Source organism: Kiloniella majae (assembly GCF_002118315.1).
Taxonomy (GTDB): domain Bacteria; phylum Pseudomonadota; class Alphaproteobacteria; order Kiloniellales; family Kiloniellaceae; genus Kiloniella; species Kiloniella majae.
In genome coordinates, this window is the sequence record NZ_MTSZ01000001.1 from 624,597 (window position 1) to 642,363 (window position 17,767).

The following is a 17,767-nucleotide window of genomic DNA, read 5'->3' on the forward strand; positions in this document are numbered from 1 at the left end:
ACTCTGGCTCAAACACCTTGTAAAAATAAGGATCGGGAAATCACCAAAACCGGAACTGAAAACGACAGACAGGATCATGCCCGTGTCGGTTGACTTTAATCAAGGACTATCTTGATGATTTCACTGCTGTTTTGAAAATAACCAAAAACAGAATCTAGTTACGATATAAAATTACACAAACAGGTTAATTTCATACACAAAATTACTCATCCTATTCAACACAAAGTCATTGTAAATGAAAGAAAAATTACAACAGAACGATTCCAGTTGCGAATCAATCTCTGAACTCGGAAACCCCGGCCCCGAGATCGAAAAAGGTTCGTTCAAAAACCCGAACATATTTCAATAAACGATTTTTTTTATCATCAAGCTGGTGCTGATCTATCAATGAGACATCATCCTGATCCCGGCTGATCTCATTATTCTGAAACAGGATAAGCGGATGCCCACCTTCAATGTTTGAAATGGGTAAACCGACAGCCTCAATAGAGGCTATCCGACCAGACATAAGTTCCTGTTCCAAAAGCACGTGCATCCCGCAAGGCTTCTCAACCTGCGACCACAAAGCTGCCGATGCACTTGGCTTGCGATGTTCTTCGACCACATCCAGATAGTTAGTCCCCGTTCGGTGGCCGCCAAACCGTTCTTCAACCGTCGACCCAATGAGCCTTATCCTGATAAAATCGTGGGATACCAGTTCATAAACCAGCATTGTGGAAAGAAGGCTTGGAATTTCTTCCGGCTTGAAACTACTTTTATCCGGTAAAATTCCTGTCCTTGGCAAATTATGCCAATAATCATAAAAGGCCTGATTTTTAGAGTGTCTGAATTCAATCAACGCCTTTGTGCCTTTCTATTTCACTCGCAAGCATCGTTCCAGTCGAGGGACCTGAGCCCAGAAAAGTATTAAACCCGGAAACCAGAACAGAGATATAAAAACACAAACGAAATAGTTAATAAAGTGTTAACAAATTTTTTGCTTACATTACATTCTATGGGAGAAATTAGATCGCAATTTTACAGAAACCACGAAAAAAGAGAAAAATTTATTCTTAACCAATGAAATAATTTTACCAAAGGTTCCTCATAAGGGATAAATAAAATGCCCCCTATTCCTTTGAAGAAAAAATTCCCCAATGAGACAATCTCTAAGACAAAAAATCATCGAAGTCTGCGACCTAAAGATGGAGAAAAAGGGTGAAACCGTTGGCCTTTCTTTCTACGCTTTTTTTGCGAATAGGAACGACGACCCTGATCTCTTGATGGAAGCTGCCACATGGTGGATACAGACTCATAAACTTGACCATTTTGAAAAAGCCAAGAAGATCAAAGAGATGGTTTTAAGCGGTAAATAATCAATAGATCGTCAGTAAATAGCCCCGAAATAGTTAGTAAATAATCAGGGAAGAGAAAGCAAATACAATCAAGATTAAGCACCTATACCTGATTGGCCCCGGTGGTGTTGGCAAGACAACCGTCGGTACGATTGCTGCCCGACGCCTGAACCTTCCCTTGATTGATCTGGATACAGAATTCTGTGAAGGCATAAACAATATCGGGCAGTACATTCGTAATAATGGTTACGAAAAGTATGTCATCGAAAATTCCAGACTGTTTACAAAGCAGCTTTCCATCCAGACACGACCATCGCTTTTTGTTTTATCCTCGGGCTTTCTCGCAACAGATACGTCACCGGAAACTCTGGCGCGCAACCAAAAACACATAAGACAAAGCGGTACGTCTATCTTGCTATTACCAAGTCTGGTTCCAGCAGAGGCTGCAGAGATTGTCTCCACGCGCCAAATGCAACGGGGTTTAGGTTTAACCCCCGCGACAGAAACGGCAAAATACCTGAGCCGTATCAGTACCTATCAAAATTTTGCCGACCATCAGATTGTGTCCAATAAAAAAACCTGAGGAGATAGCACAAGAAGTGTGCGAACTCATACGATCCTTAAAGCTGGGATAATTTAAACGGCATGATTTAATTTGGTATGGATTTTCTGTATCAGCCTGCCCTCTAGACATTAACTTTAACTCAGAGCAAGCCAATTCACCCTATCTTTTGCGTTCCCCGCTTTTGATACACATCAGAGCACCGAAAAGCATCTCTGGTTAAACTTATGCCTTCAAGACAAGCAATAGTATCCCTGCGTTGAAAGGCTGTGCGCAGCCGTTGAGCATTATGTGCGAATAAAATCAGGCCAAATACAATGACACTGGAACATGAGCATTCAACAGAGGCCATTCGGAAACGTTTTGCCAAAGGTCACAAAGCAAGTTACCTGCAAGATTGGGTCTATGGCAGTATTGATGGCGCCGTTACCACCTTTGCCGTTGTATCCGGGGTGATCGGCGCACAACTGTCTGTACGGGTCATTCTTATACTCGGCGTTGCCAACTTACTAGCCGATGGCTTTTCCATGGCAGCGGGCAATTACAGTGCAACCAAATCTGAACTGGATGACACAGAACGCCTGCGAGCCATTGAACGAAAGCATATAAAACAGGTCCCAGAGGGGGAGCGCGAAGAAATCCGACAAATCCTGTCAGCAAAAGGACTAAGCGGATCAACACTGGAAGAAGCCACAGATGCCATAACATCAAATGAAGAGCTTTGGATTAACACCATGATTACGGAGGAATATGGCATCTCCCCAACCTCACGGGCTCCGCTAAAATCTGCACTATCAACATTTGGCGCATTTTTTATCGCAGGCGCAATTCCCTTGCTGCCCTTTATCTTTTCTCTGCCCAATGCCTTTACACTTGCCTGTGGCATGACAGCTTTGGCGTTCTTCATCACAGGCATGATCAAAAGTCGCTGGTCGCTGGCCCCGTGGTGGCGTTCCGGTACAGAAACACTTTTGATAGGTGGCTTGGCCGCTGCTGTTTCTTACGGAGTTGGATATCTATTACGCGGTATTGTTGACTAATTCTTATGTTTAGACTTGATATAGCTTAGGCTTTAACTGCTCGCCGGTAAGCTCCGGGACCTTGATTAAATTGTCGTTTAAAACGACTGGAAAATGACGGTGTTGATGCGTACCCGCAAAGTTCAGCAACGCTATCGATTGAATAATCGGTGCTGGAAAGTAAAAATCGGGCTCTCATTAACCGCCAAAGCGTAAGATATTCGATCGGCGGCAAGCCAACCATTCGTGTAAAATAATCAGCAAAACGTGCCCGAGACATCCCCGCCACCTCAGCAAGAGAACTTACTTTCCACGCCTTTTCCGGGGTCTGATGGATCGCATTTAATGCTTTGGACAGTTGGATATCCGAAAGGGCAGCAATAAAACCTTTATGAGTATGTTCTGGATCTAAAGACAATCGACGAACCAGTTGAATGAAAATAATTTCTAGCAGGCGTGATAAAATGCCGTTCCCGCCCTGCCCCGTAAGCTCAGCCTCTAGCTTTAACAATTGTAACGTCCCAGACATCCAGGGTTCTGAACCAAGATTCTTTTGATTAAGAACCAACAACGAAGGAAGGTTAATTAAAACCGGATGATCAATATCCTCGTCAAATTGACAAAAACCACAGAGAAGCCGGCACCTCCCTTCACCGCTACCATAAACAAAAGCCCCGTCAGCAAAATGCCCCTGCTCCATAGCTTTGGCCAAAGCTATGCGACGTGAATAATGATAAGTCTCGTTATGAGAAATAACCTGCGCCACACCATCCGGAACTAAAACAAGATCCCCTTCGTTCAATAATTGAGGTTCCATCCCATCTGGCGTTAACCAGCACGTTCCCTGCAAAACCAAATGAAACCGGATGCGACGCTGTTCATGGGGTAACTCAATTGCATAAGGACCTTTGAAATCAGTTTTAAAATAAAGCTTACTACGAAGTCTTAACGTCGAGAAAACCTCGCTCAAAAGATCAGAATTTATATTTTGCGAAAGCATATTATTTGGAACACCAAAAAATGAGACGATTGAATAAAAATTAGAGACGGATCAAAAGTGATCCTGCCTCTCTATACTGTCAAGCTAAGGCATCAAAAACTGCCCTGCATCATCCAATTCACAGGAAATATTTAGAATGCCACTAGAGACCATACTTGCTATTTTTGGCTTTGCTTTTGTCACTTCAATTTCCCCGGGACCAGGTAACTTCCTGCTCTTAACTTCCGGTGTTAACTTTGGCTTTATTCGCTCTATTCCTTTAATCTTGGGCATCAGCCTTGGTTTTTTGAGTATGGTATTCGCGATTGGACTTGGTTTTGGACAGATCTTAAAATCTTTTCCGCTATTATACAGTGGCCTTAAATATTGCTGTCTTGTTTATGTTCTCTGGCTTGCATGGAAAATTGCGACAAATAAATCATTGGGAAATGATGCCAGCAGTTCAGTGGATTCAAACGGATTTGATAGCCCCATCAGCTTTGTCCAAGCCGCCCTTTTGCAACTCCTAAATCCCAAAGCCTGGGCAGTATCACTGATTATTACCGTCAGTTACACCACACCCGAAAGTTACCTCAGCAGTTTAATTTTGCTCATTATTTTCTTTGCCATAGTTAATGTACCAAGTATTTCAATTTGGGCGTTATCAGGCACATTTCTGCGCCGTACACTTGTTCAGGGGAACCGCATTATCATCTTTAACCGGATTATGGCACTACTGCTTATCGGTTCAATGATCCCTGTCGTTCTTAGTGCCTAAAACAACTTCAAACAGTCGTTAGTATTTTCATTCCTTAAGTTTACCTAGATGTAAGGGCAATAACATCAAGCCGGACAACAAAAGCAAGACACCTATAGCTTCTCGATTTCTTCCATCGTGCGTCCTGGTTTGCTTTTATAGGTTGGTAGGTTCCAGCCATAATAAAGGGCACCGCCACGAATGCCAAAAGCCACAAGAAAACCAAGAATGGACCCGACAGCATTGCCTAGTCCCGCATGATAAGAAAGCACCCAGGCCACTGCGCCGAAAAGAGCGGCAGTCACATAGATTTCCCTGCGCATCAGAACCGATTGTTCACCGGAAATAATATCACGCAGAACACCGCCAAAGGTCGCGGTCAAAATACCGGTGACAATGGCAACTGAAGATGATTCCGTTGCCAAAAAGCCGATTTCAGCGCCCTTGACTGAAAAGACAGCCATACCGATCGCATCCAGCCACAACAAGACTTTATAGCGGGACTCAAATCGGTGAGCCGTGAAAAAGACCACTGCGCCTGTCCCCGCACAAATCAAAAGATAGATATGCTCTTGCACCCAAAAAACAGGTGTTTGTCCCAAGATGGCATCCCGGAAAGTACCGCCACCTATACCAGTGGCTGCGGCCAAAAAAAGAAACGCGATGAAATCCAGCTGCTTACGTGAAGCTGCCAACGCCCCCGTCGCGGCAAAAACCGCAACCCCGGCATAATCCAGCCATTGAACAATATCCACCTGCTTCCCCCTTGTCCTCTGTCAATAGTGGTTAGAACCACGCTTTATCTAAGTAGCATATACTGGGCTTAAATAGCAGAATAATTAACGAATACAGTGAACTAGAAAGATAAAATTTTAACACATAGAGAGATAACTTGCGGATAATCTAGAGCGCACAGGGTTAAAGCACAGGATCAATCAACAAAAACCGGGACGCCCTTACCAAGGTCAATGATGTTCCGCTCAACAACCAGAATAAGTTTAAGACGTTCCCCCGCCTGATAACCTAAAGGATCCAGATCGTCGATTTCGTTACTTTGATAAATTATAATCGGATTAGGCGTGCTGCCATTAGGTGTTGGGATATCATTGTGTAGGGGAAAACCAATTGATTCCACGGTTATATTACGCCCGCTCGACAAGGCATGCTCCAGAACAGCGACAACTCCACAGGGATGTCCTGCCATCAACCAAAAAGCATCAGATGCGACATTTTTGCGATCGTCTTCAACATAATCCAGATAGTTGCCCCCGGTCATATCATGACCAAAGCGTTCGTTGATCGCCGTGCCTTGCAAGCGAATTTTAATATTTTCGCGAGATATCAGCTCGTAAATAATGATATTGGGCAGTAGTGAGGGAATATCTTCCGGACGAAAAGCGCTTCGCTTAGGCACCGCAGTGCCTTCGGCCTTTTCCAAACTTTGCCAATAATCATAAAACTGGCGATTTCTGGCATTTCTTATTTTCACAAAATCTCACTCTATTCTTGTCAGGCGCTAACATCCCGTCATATGTCCCCAACCATCTGACGTCAGGCAGCCTATAGATTTTTTATGTAAGCATACAGTGATTTTTCTGATTTTTTTTCGCCTGAGCTTAACTTTCTGCTACAAGGAAAATCAAGTACGACACAAGGTTGAAGTTTATGATAACCTAACAATCAAGCATCCTCATATTCCTTCTTGACCTGCGTCAAAAGGGATGGTTTTATATTTTCACATTTCACGAAAAGTAGCTGTTAGACCTCATGGCATTTTTGATGGTCCATCAGATAAGCGACCGGATATCGAATACTCGAATATCAAATCCAAGATTTTAATGGTGTCTTCCAGACATTGAACAAAATCCTATCGAGTACAGGTACCCGGCCATAACCTAAAACACATAAACCTTCCGCCCCTGTTATTCGGGGAATGTTTGCGCCTTGTTTTGTTCGTCCAGTTACGCTCTAAGCAAGCCATGCTGCGGGCGCTTATTGTTTGAGCCAACATTGTATCTGTACCGGGTACCTTTTGGTTTAAGCCGGGCAACCATGTTCTGTTGACTGGTTTCACACTATTTTACTGCAATTAGGTTGTCGCTACGCAATCTGGTAATCGATAAAGACACCCTGCGAAACAGGGTGACAAAATGGAGAGTTACAATGTTGACGCTATTTCATGCACCAGGAGCTTGTTCTTTGGCCTCTTGCATAGCGCTGGAAGAAACCGGTGCAGAGTTTGAGGTGACAAATGTTTCCTTTGCTGATGGTGAACAACATAAGGCAGATTATCTGCAGCTAAACCCCAAAGGACGTGTGCCAGCACTTGTTGTTGAAGGAAGAGCAACAGAGAGCGGCATCCTGACCGAAACACCCGCAATTCTCTACTACCTTGCTCAACGCTTTCCCGATGCAAAACTAGCCCCGCTTGGAAACGATTTTGCGCTGGCACAGATGCAGTCGTTCAACAGCTTTCTCTGTTCAACAGTACATGTTGCGCATGCTCATAGATTGCGTGGTGCCCGCTGGGCAAATGAGCAAAGTTCATGGGACGACATGCAAGCTAAAGTGCCGGAAAACATGTCAGCTCTTTTTACATTGATTGAAGAAACCTATCTCGACCAGCCGTGGGTGCTGGGCGAGCAGTACAGCGTTAGTGACACCTATCTTTATACCATCGCGCGTTGGCTGGAAGGTGACGGTGTTGATATCACCGCCTTTCCCCGCGTCAATGCGCATTTCAAACGTATGGAAGACCGTCCCGCTGTACAAAGAGCCCTGAGGCACTAGCCCGGCTCAAGACCTGATAACACCGATCTATTGTGATGCTTCAGGTCTCAAACGACAAAGATAGAACCTATTATGAATAAAAGTCCTTTAAAGCTGCCCGAGTTCGTCATTCTTTTTGCCCTACTCACCTCCATTACAGCCTTGAGCATTGATGCCATGTTGCCTGCCCTGCCGCAGATCAGCACGGATCTTGCCATTTCTGATCCTCTTGATAGCCAGCTAATTATCTCACTCTTTATTTTCGGGATGGTTTTTGGTGAACTATTTATCGGCCCCGTGTCAGATGCCATCGGTCGAAAAGGCGCGATCTTACTTGGCGTCGGAATTTATGTTGCCGGAACCCTTGTTGCCATGACTGCCTCTACATTTGAGGTCCTGATCCTGGGGCGTATTATACAGGGTATTGGCGCCTCCGGCCCCAAAATAGCCACGCGCGCCCTGATCCGTGACCAATACGAGGGCGAAGCCATGGCCCGGATCATGTCCTTTATCATGGTGATTTTTATCATGATTCCAATGATTGCGCCTGCGTTTGGTCAGCTAGTACTCGCCGTTGCAGAATGGCGGTATATCTTCTTCTCTTTCCTCGTTCTTTCCCTCTCAACAGGGATATGGTTGATGGTCCGCCAGCCTGAAACCTTGCTAAAAGAAAACCGGATCCCTCTTTCCCCTGTGAAGTTGATGCAATCCACCGGGCGCATTCTAAAACACGGGAAGGTCATGTGTTACTCCGTCTCGGGTGGTATGATTTTCGGCGCTCTATTGGTCTATGTCAGCACGTCACAGTCTATCTTTGAAGATCTCTATGGCATCGTGGACAACTTCCCGCTCTACTTTGCCGTATTGGCTTCTTCCGTTGCTCTCTCATCCCTGATCAATTCGCAACTGGTCATGCGATTTGGCATGCACAGAATGGTTGTAGTTGCCCTGAGTGCCCTGATTTTCTTTACGGCTACGCTATTTTTCTTCGCGTTGCCCTATGACGGTGTTCCCCCCTTTGCCGTCTTTATGATCAATGGCTTCTTCATTTTTCTCTGGGTAGGCATTCTCTTTGGCAACATCAATGCCATGGCCATGCAGTCTCTGGGGAAAATGGCGGGATTAGGCGCGTCGGTTATTGCCTCAATCTCAAGTCTGGTTGCCGTCGCCGTATCCATATCTGCCGGGCGGCTCTATGATGGAACCGTAATGCACATGGTCATCGCTCTGGCTTTTTGCGGGGCCACAGCCCTTGTTCTTGTCCTTGTGGCAAAACGTAGCAAGGCGGGTATGTTACTTCCCGCTTGATATTTCATTTTTTCGGCTTATATGTCGAAAATAACTAATAATTTAGCTTTTCCTCTTCCCCCAAAGAGGATACTAAAAACTGAATTATCTATTTAAGTATGGGCTCGCATTATTCTGGCCCTGCTTAACGGGGTCCATCATATCCCCCTTAGTGATGGACCCCACCTCTTCTTCCAAAACCAGCCTCTTTATTTCACCAGTCTCTTTATATCAATTGTCTCTATCTAACTGACGGCATTTCACCTTCCCACACCACACGCATAACGATATAAAAAAACACAAAAACACTCTTAGGTTCAGAAAAATTTAAGACTCTGATCTTATTCTTTTGATACTTGGCGTGCTTTACGACAGAGGTATCCGCCTTCAGTACAGTTACATGCACGATGCCGTTACTGCTCTATTTCCGCCAAAAGGACAGGGAAAGATTTCAAAGGATACATAACATGTTCAAGCTTGGTAAAACGCCTCAACCCGCGGACCTTCAACCTCGAAATTGTCGTTTTAACAAATCAGAAATGGATTTCATCCTATCTGCCTTGAACAGGTCTCAAGCCGTCATCCAATTTAAAACAGACGGTACAATTATTACCGCAAACAAGAATTTTCTGGCGGCGATGGGCTATACATTGGAGGAAGTCAAAGATCAGCACCACAGTATCTTTGTAGAAGAGGCCTATAAAAATTCATCCGAATACAAACAATTTTGGGAAAGTCTTAACAAAGGAAAATTTCAGTCCGCCGAATACAAGCGTATTGGCAAAGGTGGTAAGGAAATTTGGATCCAGGCATCATATAATCCAATTATGAATGCAGTAGGTAAAGTCGTCAAGGTCGTCAAATACGCCACCGATATCACCCAGCAGACGTTACAAAATGCGGATTACAAAGGCCAAATTAACGCAATCGGAAAGTCGCAAGCCGTAATCTCTTTCAAGTTGGATGGAACAATTCTGGATGCCAACGATAATTTTCTAAATACAGTGGGCTATCGACTTGATGAAATCCAAGGCCAGCATCACCGTATGTTTGTTGAACAAAAAGACAGAGAATCAGAAGAATATACCAACTTCTGGGCCTCTTTACGCCGCGGAGAATTTCAAACAGCTGAATATAAAAGGCTTGGTAAAGGCGGCAAGGAAGTATGGATACAGGCTTCCTACAATCCAATTTTTGATCCCGAAGGCAGGCCCTTTAAAATTGTAAAGTTTGCTGCCGATATCACGCCACAAGTTATCAATCGGCAAAAAGCAGCCAAGGTTGGCGAAATTGTTGATGAAAATCTGGGAAAAATTCTCGAGGCCGTTGTCGCCGTCAGCAACCAGTCATCTAGCGCGGCAGAGGCATCGAATGAAACCTTGCAGATGGTTGAGTCTGTTGCATCTGCATCAGAAGAATTTCAGGCCTCTGTTACCGAAATTGCCCGTAGCATGACGGCCTCACAAGATGATGTTAGAAAGGCAATTGAAGAAGCCCGTACAGCCGATGATCTGACTCAAAAACTCACGGATCAAGCCTTGTCAATGGATAGCGTAGTCAGTGTTATCCAGGACATTGCCGGACAAATTAATCTGCTTGCTCTGAACGCAACTATTGAATCAGCCCGCGCTGGTGAAGCAGGAAAGGGTTTTGCTGTCGTCGCTTCCGAAGTGAAAGCGCTAGCCAACCAAGTGGGAAGTGCAACAGAAAAAATCTCCGGCGAAATCAGTGGCATGCAATCAATTTGCAGCAGTGTAGTTGAAAACCTTAACAGCATAAGAAGTGCCGTCGAATCAGTGGAAGGCAGCGTTACATCAGTTTCCGGTGCAGTCGAAGAACAGACTGCAGCATCCGGAGAAATAGCATCCAACATTCAAACGGCAGCCTCGGCCGTGAACGCCGTAAACAACAACCTGGATAGTATCAGTCATGCGGTTGGATCAGTCGAAAACAGCGTCACAGCGGTCTCCACTGCTGTCGGGGAACAGACTGCCGTGAGTTAAATATCCCAAATATTATCAATGCATATAGCAAACGGTAAAAGTTTCACAACAAAGAAGCAAAATTCCCGGCACTAAATACGCCAACATTATAATCGCGTTTGGAATTGAAACATACACAGGATGCCGTGCCCTGTTTTGCAAAATAAGATACAACGACAGGTATATCACCACAAAATATCTTTTAAATTCAAGGATGTAAAAAAGACATTAAAATAAAAATTTAGTAAAATTTAACCATTTAGCGTTCACTATGACGTCGCCGAACAACCATTGCCCAAGATATTACCTCGTAGGATATCTTCATTAACTATGACTTGTCCTCAAAACCATTTGAGAAAGTCTGAAAGGATATGTGCGTATGTTTTCGTTTGGTAAAGCCCCTAAAGCAGTGAGTGATGAGCCTAAAAATTGTAAGTTCAGCAAAACAGAGATGAACTTAATTATCAACGCGCTCAACAAATCACAAGCAGTCATTCAGTTTGAAATTGACGGAACTATAATTACGGCAAATAAAAATTTTGTTGATGCTATGGGCTACACGCTTGAAGAAATAAAAGGCAAGCATCACAGCATATTTGTGGAACCTGAGTACAAGAACTCTGCAGAATACAAGCAGTTTTGGGAAAACCTCAAAAAAGGTGAATTTCAGGTCGCAGAATATAAACGCCTGGGCAAAGGCGGCAAACCAATATGGATACAAGCGTCCTATAATCCGATTGTAAATGCGGCAGGCAAAGTCATCAAAGTTGTAAAGTACGCGACCGATATTACTGCGCAAACACTTCAGCATGCCGATTACGAAGGGCAGATCAATGCCGTAAACAAATCACAGGCTGTTATCTCCTTTAATCTTGATGGAACAATTCTGGATGCAAACGATAATTTCTTAAACACTGTTGGCTACAACCTTGAAGAAATAAAAGGTAAACACCACCGCCTCTTTGTCGAAGAAGAGTACAAAAAATCGGATAAATATGCAGAATTCTGGGCTTCATTAACACGTGGCGAATTTCAAACAGCTGAGTACAAACGCCTTGGTAAGGGCGGTAAAGAGATATGGATACAGGCTTCTTATAACCCAATCTTTGATCCTGACGGGAAACCCTTCAAGGTCGTCAAATTTGCAACCGATATCACCCAACAGGTTCATGATAGGAACGAATCTGCCAGAGTAGGACAACTCGTTGACGAAAATCTTGGTAAAATCCTTGAAGCTGTCGGAAGTGCAAACGAACAATCGTCTGTAGCAAGCTCTGCATCTGGTAATACGCTGCAAACCGTACAGTCAGTCGCCTCTGCATCTGAAGAGTTTCAAGCCTCGGCAAACGAAATAGCCAGAAGCATGAATACATCGCGAAACGATGTTAAAAAAGCGATAGAAGAAGCAACAAATGCAGATCAACTCACACAACGACTGACCGAACAAGCCTTGTCGATGAATACTGTAGTCAGTGTCATTCAAGACATTGCCGGGCAAATTAATTTACTGGCCCTGAATGCGACTATTGAATCTGCGCGGGCAGGTGAAGCAGGCAAAGGTTTTGCCGTTGTTGCATCAGAGGTTAAAGCACTCGCCAATCAAGTCGGCACTGCCACAGAACAAATTTCATCGGAAATCAACGGCATGCAATCGGTCTGTGATAACGTTGTTGAAAATCTGAACAGTATCAGAGGTGCTGTCGCATCAGTGGAAAGCAGCGTAACCGCAGTATCCGGAGCTGTTGAAGAACAAACATCGGCATCAAGTGAAATAGCTTCAAGCATGCAATCCGCCGCCACAGCCGTCAGTGAAGTGAATGAAAACCTGATGTCGATTACCAGTGCCGTTGACAATGCTCATGGTTTCGCCAGAGAAGGCACCGACCTGTATCGAAGCTTAAAAAAACACGCGAGCTAAAACGAAATATATTACCTACATAACAAAGGCCGGAACAATTCCGGCCTTTGTTTTGTTTAGGCAAAATACTAACGCGTCTAGCTTCCGTAAATCTCATCTTTCGGGAAACGTCCAACGCCCTGTCGATTTGTATCAAGTGGTGCAAAGTATCCCTTGGCCTGTCTTGTTGCTTCGATAGCAATCGCCTGGGCTTGAAGCTCATCAACGGGACTTGTCGCGACACCAGCTTTATAGGCATTTGCAACGGCACGGGTAATGACGGGCGCAGCGACAGAAGTTCCATCCAGTGTAACGGACACACCGGAATTGACACCTGATGCCTGTACTCCCCGAACGACAGGACTGCGATCACTTTCCGCAGAAACAAAAGGCGTTTTAGAGTGTTCAGGCAAACCGGTACCAGTTGTTTGATAGCCACTATAAACGGCGGCACGTCCTGTTGCTTCGACGTGACTTGCGACAGCAATAGGAACTGTGCCTGTTGCCAAACCATTCGATGATCCGGCTCGCTTTACAATAGAATGGTTATCTTCCACCTCTAGCTTCCCTTCGCGATCATAAAGCTGATAAGCCGTATCATCGAAATAGGACTGTCGGCCCAGCGCAGGATAGCCAAAAGGCGATGCGTCACGCTGGATACGAACATGGATAGGTTCTGACAGTGTTTTACCAGACCTTTTAATCACCCGTACTGTCCACAACCCATTAGGAACAGACTTCAGATGCTCAACAGTATCTGTGCGAACTTCTGTTGGCGCGAGGACCACCATAAAACGACCACGCTCGTCCTCTTCTGACAAAGGGGTATGCCTGTCATAAGACAGGCGCGCAACCGCTCTCGATCCACGATTAAGCACAACCGCACTATTCACCACACCTGATAGTCTTTGTGGCAAAATATTATCTGTTGTCGGTGGAATAACTTCCACCTCAATGTCTCCGTCTTGATAACCTGATTTAGGCATCCAGATTTCGAGATAACTGGACGTGCGATCATTAGGTTGCACACGCCAGGGAAGATCACAGAAACAATCAGTCGTTCCTGCACTTCCACCCGCACCATCAATTTTAAAGTCTGCATCACTCATGACAGCATGGGATCGCTGTAGATGATGATTACCTGATGGCAAAACCACTGATGTCGCGGCCACCCTGTCGTTCCGGGCAGTCACAATCTCATCAATCGCCTTTTCCAGCAGTGATGTGCCATCATGCGGACCGCCAAAAAGCCCGTAGCTGAAATTAATCACCACAGGCAGCTTCGGGGCAATGCGATCAGCACGATCAAGGATATAGTGCACCCCGGCCAAAATAAAACTGTCCAGCCCCATACCCGACGTATCCCAGGTAACAGCAGCTGGCACCTGTACCGTGATGATGCGATCTTCTTCCAAAACATCTGATGATGTGTTCTCATAATCGGCACCAGCAGCCAGATCCAACACATGTGTGCCGTGTGCCGCCTTACCATCCAGTGAATTGGGCATCACCTTGCGGCTATCAACCAGTCCCAACGCCCGATAAAGAGCAGCTTCATTTGTTGCCCCCAGTGCATCGGTGTGTTCAGCGAGGGCATCATCAATATCAGCCTTGGTATATTCACGGCCAAATGCAACATTGGAACCAGATAACGCATCACCATCTTGCACCCAGGCAAAATCAATCCGCGTGCTACCAAGTTCTGACTGGAAACGGCGATTGGCAATGGCAATACCATCATCAATAACCCCAACGACAACCTTTGCTGACGAGGAGACAACAGGATTAGTAGTCATTCCGGGTTCATAGCTTTGATTTACACTTGCCGTACGTAAGGGAACACCAATTCGGCGTTTTATCCCTGAAGTGCCATCCTTCGAATTTTCAAAAGCATTTCCAACAGTACTTTCCCGAAGAACAAAAGGGCGAAAGCCCGGTTGCACGCCATCTGGTCGGTAAAGTTTGGGATAAATAGCATCAGGATTTTCATCGCCAGCGATAAAGTTTTCTGAAGCTTCGGTTCCGGTATAACAATGCGCCTCATTTGGCGGTCCAAAAGGAAAGCCATAGCCCGCCCCCGTATCCAGCAACCAGTCTTCGTAAGGATCAACAGCCTTAATGCCATCATCCCGCCAGTGATAGGAATCAGCCATTGCTGCCTCCTGCCGCAGGCGCTTCCTCCCACTCGCTTTTGGCCTTGAGCCAGAGCCAACGGAACAGGTTATCCGGCTCGCCATGAACCTCTGACGTACCCCACTTCACGACAGGGTCACTGTCTGCATCACCCAATGCAATAACCGATTTATCAAAATCACCCGTGGCGTTATTGCCAATAAACTCAACCGCATCAATATCACCACTTTGCCCGCTGGCAAGTTGCAAGAGATAATTACCAAGTGTCGTCCCCAATGCCGCCCCGGCCGTACTATCCGCCGGGAAATGCACACCCGCAACCGTACGGTTCACAGCAATGCGTTCTGCCACGGAAAGCAATAATGTTTTAATCGAAGGACTTTGCTGAAAAGACATAATAGTATCATCCAGCAATGCCCCAAAGACGGTTGCAACCGTGAAAGCCTCTGTCGCATGACCGCTTGGTAGTGTTCCATGTCCCGGTGTTGGAATAATCGGCTGTATCTGTGCTGAATAGATGTCCGGGCGACGACAAGCCAAACTATGCTTAGTTCTGAGCACGACATGCGATGCAAGTTGTTGGACAAGGCTGATCAATTGCAAAGTATGAGTATTTGTTACTGCATTTAAAGGCACAACAGATGCAAAGAACTCAGTAGGATAACCAACCTGTGCCAAAATTTCCGCAGCACGTTCTGATCGTTGATCCGCATAATTCCGTACATACTCTAATTGTGAACGAAACACTTCTTCATTTGGGCGTGATAACTTGGCCAACTTTGAATAGGAAGGGTGCGGCGCATGATCCAACCCTCCATGAGGATGGTCATGTTGGAACCAAATTGAAATAGCCCCTTCACTTTCATTTCCTTTAAAAGACAGTCGAGCCAGCAAATCAGCTAAAATTGTTGAGGACCGAACACGAGGAGACCATCGGCCAAGATTGTTCGTCTGATCTGCGATAATATGTGGAGGTTCAACACCTGGCTCCGGCAGGTTCCAAGGATCTCGAATAGCATCTGAAGAAGTTAAATGTGCTATTGTGCCAACTCCGCTAACTCCACTGACCCCGCTAACTCCGCTGCCCCCGCTAACTCCACTAACCCCGCTAACTCCGCTGACTCCACTGACCCCGCTGACTCCACTGACCCCGCTAACTCCACTGACCCCAGAATTAATTGACATAATAGACTTCCTTTCGCCGACTTTGTGGTCGCGTTACACCACTAATTTTCAATCATAAATTTGAACAGTAATCACAGTTCAGGTACACCTGATGCCTTAAGAGCCTTCGCCCATTCTTGTCCTGTACCAAAAGCAGCAGCTGGATGCTTTTTCAAATACCCAGAGATCGTTAAGTGTGGCTCTAACTTCATTAATTCTGCCGCAGTGCATTTTGCTTCTTTTTGCTGGCCTAAAGAGTGCTGTGCTACAATTTTTGCTCTCAGTGTAGAAGTATGACTTTTGTTAGCTTTTAATGATAACTCAGCTAATCCAAGCGCCTCTTGATACTGCCCATTTGACAATAAAGCGGTAGAATGAAGTGCATCAAAATAATATTTATAAGGATCTAGCGGCGATAAAGAGCGAGCACGTTCTGTAAAAGAAACGGCCTTTTCACCTTCATCCATAAAAGCATGAAGTGTTCCCTTGAGTAACCATGCCAAAGCATCATTTGGGTTAAGCTCTACAGCTCGGTCAAAACGGCTAAAAGCTATATCAAACTGCTTGAGAAGATTATTCTGCACTAATCCGTCAACAGCTAACGAAAAGGAATTATCCGGATCCAGATCCAAGGCTTTAGCCGTGCAATCACTTGCAATTTGACTATCTTTTTTAAGATCACTACTCCACCCTTGCTGGACTGACAACACATACCACTTCCCCAGCCAGGCATAGAGTGATGCGTGATTAGGTGATTTACGAATAATTTCTTCAATTAATGGTCTGGCCTTGGCAAAACTGGCGAGTTTTAGCCTGTGCATCAAAGCGACACCGGAAACCAATAATGCGTGACTGGCCACTTCGGGCAGCGGTTTACTTGTCGCAAGTTCAATAGAGGTGGATAAAATGGATTGCCCAATCTGACGAGAGATATCAGCGACAATTTCCTGTCCGCCATTGAGAAAGTCTGACATCCGTGCAGAAAACTGGCGAGACCATATAATACGTCCACTGTCTGCATCCAGAAAATCAGCATCCAGATGAAATCGTTCTCCATCCTGACGGTAGCTGCCGTGAATAACATATTCGACATTTAGTGCGCGTCTTACATCTGCCAAATTTAAAAGTCGCATATTGAGGTTACGGCAAGACAGATGAGAAATGACGTCAATCAGTTGAGATCTGGACAGCGCGCGCGAGACTTCCTCGGCCAACATATCGCCGAGAACATTCTCCCCATCTCGTTGAAAGCTTTGTAAAAAAGGAAGAACAGCGACGGCAGGCAAGATACCCGTTTTGTCAGAAGGGTTAAAAAACTCTAATGAAGATATTAATTGCGGACGGTTATTCCTCTGTTCATTTACCCAAGAGGTAAAACCACCTTCGGCAATCTCGATACCTTCAAGAAACTCACCTTCGGTTGGTGTGCCCACAAGTTCAACAACATCATCATTAAGAGCAATGTTATCATGTGACACATCAAACAGCGCTTCAAAGTCAGGGCCAATTGCTCGTTTCAAATCACTTAAACCACGGCGCAAACTTGCACGACCAAGTTCCGCCCCCGATAAAGACCAAAGCTTATCCTGCAGCCACGAACGTGTTCGGGTCATATCTGGGGCCATTGCCAAAAGGGCAATCATTGCCCGTAGCTTTGTACTACGTACATTGAGCTTGGTACCATCAGACCATTCTGCGCTGAAAGTACCGTAAAGCCGAAGTTTAAGTGTTTTTTCTGCCGGGTTATTTTGCATTTTTGTACCCAGACCCTATTCCCCAGATCAGAAACATTAGAATAATGTTCCTAAAATTACCCTTTTAAGTTCACAAAGATTACCACTTGTAGAGAAAGTTAAAAAACCTTTTACGTTTTTTTCACGCTTT

At 45.2% G+C, this 17,767-nt stretch carries 15 protein-coding genes; 8 read left to right on the forward strand and 7 right to left on the reverse strand.

The features are described 5' to 3' along the window. Window positions 1–274: 274 nt before the first annotated feature. Window positions 275–838 carry a PAS domain-containing protein gene (locus BKB51_RS03000; protein ID WP_085899605.1) on the reverse strand — a complete coding sequence of 188 codons (564 nt, stop codon included), beginning with the start codon at window positions 836–838 and terminating at the stop codon, window positions 275–277. A 298-nt stretch (window positions 839–1,136) separates the two neighbouring features. Here BKB51_RS03000 and BKB51_RS03005 point away from each other — a divergent pair, with 298 nt between their 5' ends. The 3 genes from BKB51_RS03005 (at window position 1,137) to BKB51_RS03015 (ending at window position 2,936) form a co-directional block, all read left to right on the forward strand. Continuing rightward, entirely contained in the window at window positions 1,137–1,355 is a 219-nt protein-coding gene (locus tag BKB51_RS03005; RefSeq protein ID WP_085899606.1) for a DUF6500 family protein, read from the forward strand. A 91-nt stretch (window positions 1,356–1,446) separates the two neighbouring features. Next, window positions 1,447–1,917 (forward strand): shikimate kinase, encoded by a 471-nt coding sequence (locus BKB51_RS03010; RefSeq protein ID WP_276327911.1) that lies wholly within the window; start codon window positions 1,447–1,449, stop codon window positions 1,915–1,917. A gap of 296 nt (window positions 1,918–2,213) precedes the next feature. Further along, on the forward strand, window positions 2,214–2,936 hold the full coding sequence (locus BKB51_RS03015; RefSeq protein ID WP_085899608.1) for a VIT1/CCC1 transporter family protein: 723 nt from the start codon (window positions 2,214–2,216) through the stop codon (window positions 2,934–2,936). Between the two features lie 25 nt (window positions 2,937–2,961). Here BKB51_RS03015 and BKB51_RS03020 read toward each other — a convergent pair whose 3' ends face one another. Next, on the reverse strand, window positions 2,962–3,915 hold the full coding sequence (locus BKB51_RS03020; RefSeq protein WP_085899609.1) for an AraC family transcriptional regulator: 954 nt from the start codon (window positions 3,913–3,915) through the stop codon (window positions 2,962–2,964). 136 nt (window positions 3,916–4,051) lie between these two features. Between BKB51_RS03020 and BKB51_RS03025 the strand changes: the two genes are divergently transcribed. Next, window positions 4,052–4,672 carry a LysE family translocator gene (locus BKB51_RS03025; RefSeq protein WP_085899610.1) on the forward strand — a complete coding sequence of 207 codons (621 nt, stop codon included), beginning with the start codon at window positions 4,052–4,054 and terminating at the stop codon, window positions 4,670–4,672. 92 nt (window positions 4,673–4,764) lie between these two features. Here the strand turns inward: BKB51_RS03025 and BKB51_RS03030 are convergent, their stop codons facing one another. Next, window positions 4,765–5,406, reverse strand: a complete 642-nt coding sequence (locus tag BKB51_RS03030) for a trimeric intracellular cation channel family protein (RefSeq protein ID WP_085899611.1) — start codon at window positions 5,404–5,406, stop codon at window positions 4,765–4,767. Between the two features lie 176 nt (window positions 5,407–5,582). Further along, window positions 5,583–6,140: a PAS domain-containing protein gene (locus BKB51_RS03035; RefSeq protein ID WP_085899612.1), complete on the reverse strand. Its 558-nt coding sequence runs from the start codon at window positions 6,138–6,140 to the stop codon at window positions 5,583–5,585. Window positions 6,141–6,814: 674 nt separating this feature from the next. On the opposite strand from BKB51_RS03035, the gene BKB51_RS03040 reads away from it, so the two are divergent. The 4 genes from BKB51_RS03040 to BKB51_RS03055 all read left to right on the forward strand — a co-directional run bounded on the left by BKB51_RS03040 (window position 6,815) and on the right by BKB51_RS03055 (window position 12,607). Continuing rightward, window positions 6,815–7,441 (forward strand): glutathione S-transferase family protein, encoded by a 627-nt coding sequence (locus BKB51_RS03040; protein ID WP_085899613.1) that lies wholly within the window; start codon window positions 6,815–6,817, stop codon window positions 7,439–7,441. 72 nt (window positions 7,442–7,513) lie between these two features. After that, the gene (locus BKB51_RS03045) at window positions 7,514–8,728 is read left to right on the forward strand and encodes a multidrug effflux MFS transporter (protein ID WP_085899614.1); all 1,215 of its coding nucleotides are present in this window, start codon (window positions 7,514–7,516) and stop codon (window positions 8,726–8,728) included. Between the two features lie 446 nt (window positions 8,729–9,174). Beyond that, on the forward strand, window positions 9,175–10,710 hold the full coding sequence (locus BKB51_RS03050; RefSeq protein WP_085899615.1) for a methyl-accepting chemotaxis protein: 1,536 nt from the start codon (window positions 9,175–9,177) through the stop codon (window positions 10,708–10,710). 358 nt (window positions 10,711–11,068) lie between these two features. Next, window positions 11,069–12,607, forward strand: a complete 1,539-nt coding sequence (locus BKB51_RS03055; protein ID WP_085899616.1) for a methyl-accepting chemotaxis protein — start codon at window positions 11,069–11,071, stop codon at window positions 12,605–12,607. Between the two features lie 77 nt (window positions 12,608–12,684). Here the strand turns inward: BKB51_RS03055 and BKB51_RS03060 are convergent, their stop codons facing one another. The 3 genes from BKB51_RS03060 to BKB51_RS03070 all read right to left on the reverse strand — a co-directional run bounded on the left by BKB51_RS03060 (window position 12,685) and on the right by BKB51_RS03070 (window position 17,637). After that, window positions 12,685–14,739, reverse strand: coding sequence for a S8 family serine peptidase (locus BKB51_RS03060; RefSeq protein WP_085899617.1), 2,055 nt, complete (start codon window positions 14,737–14,739; stop codon window positions 12,685–12,687). Next, complete coding sequence (locus BKB51_RS03065) at window positions 14,732–15,904, reverse strand: phosphatase PAP2 family protein (protein WP_085899618.1); 1,173 nt, start codon at window positions 15,902–15,904, stop codon at window positions 14,732–14,734. Before BKB51_RS03065 ends, BKB51_RS03060 begins: the two co-directional genes overlap by 8 nt. A 71-nt stretch (window positions 15,905–15,975) precedes the next feature. Then, window positions 15,976–17,637 (reverse strand): hypothetical protein, encoded by a 1,662-nt coding sequence (locus tag BKB51_RS03070; protein ID WP_085899619.1) that lies wholly within the window; start codon window positions 17,635–17,637, stop codon window positions 15,976–15,978. Between the last annotated feature and the right edge of the window lie 130 nt (window positions 17,638–17,767).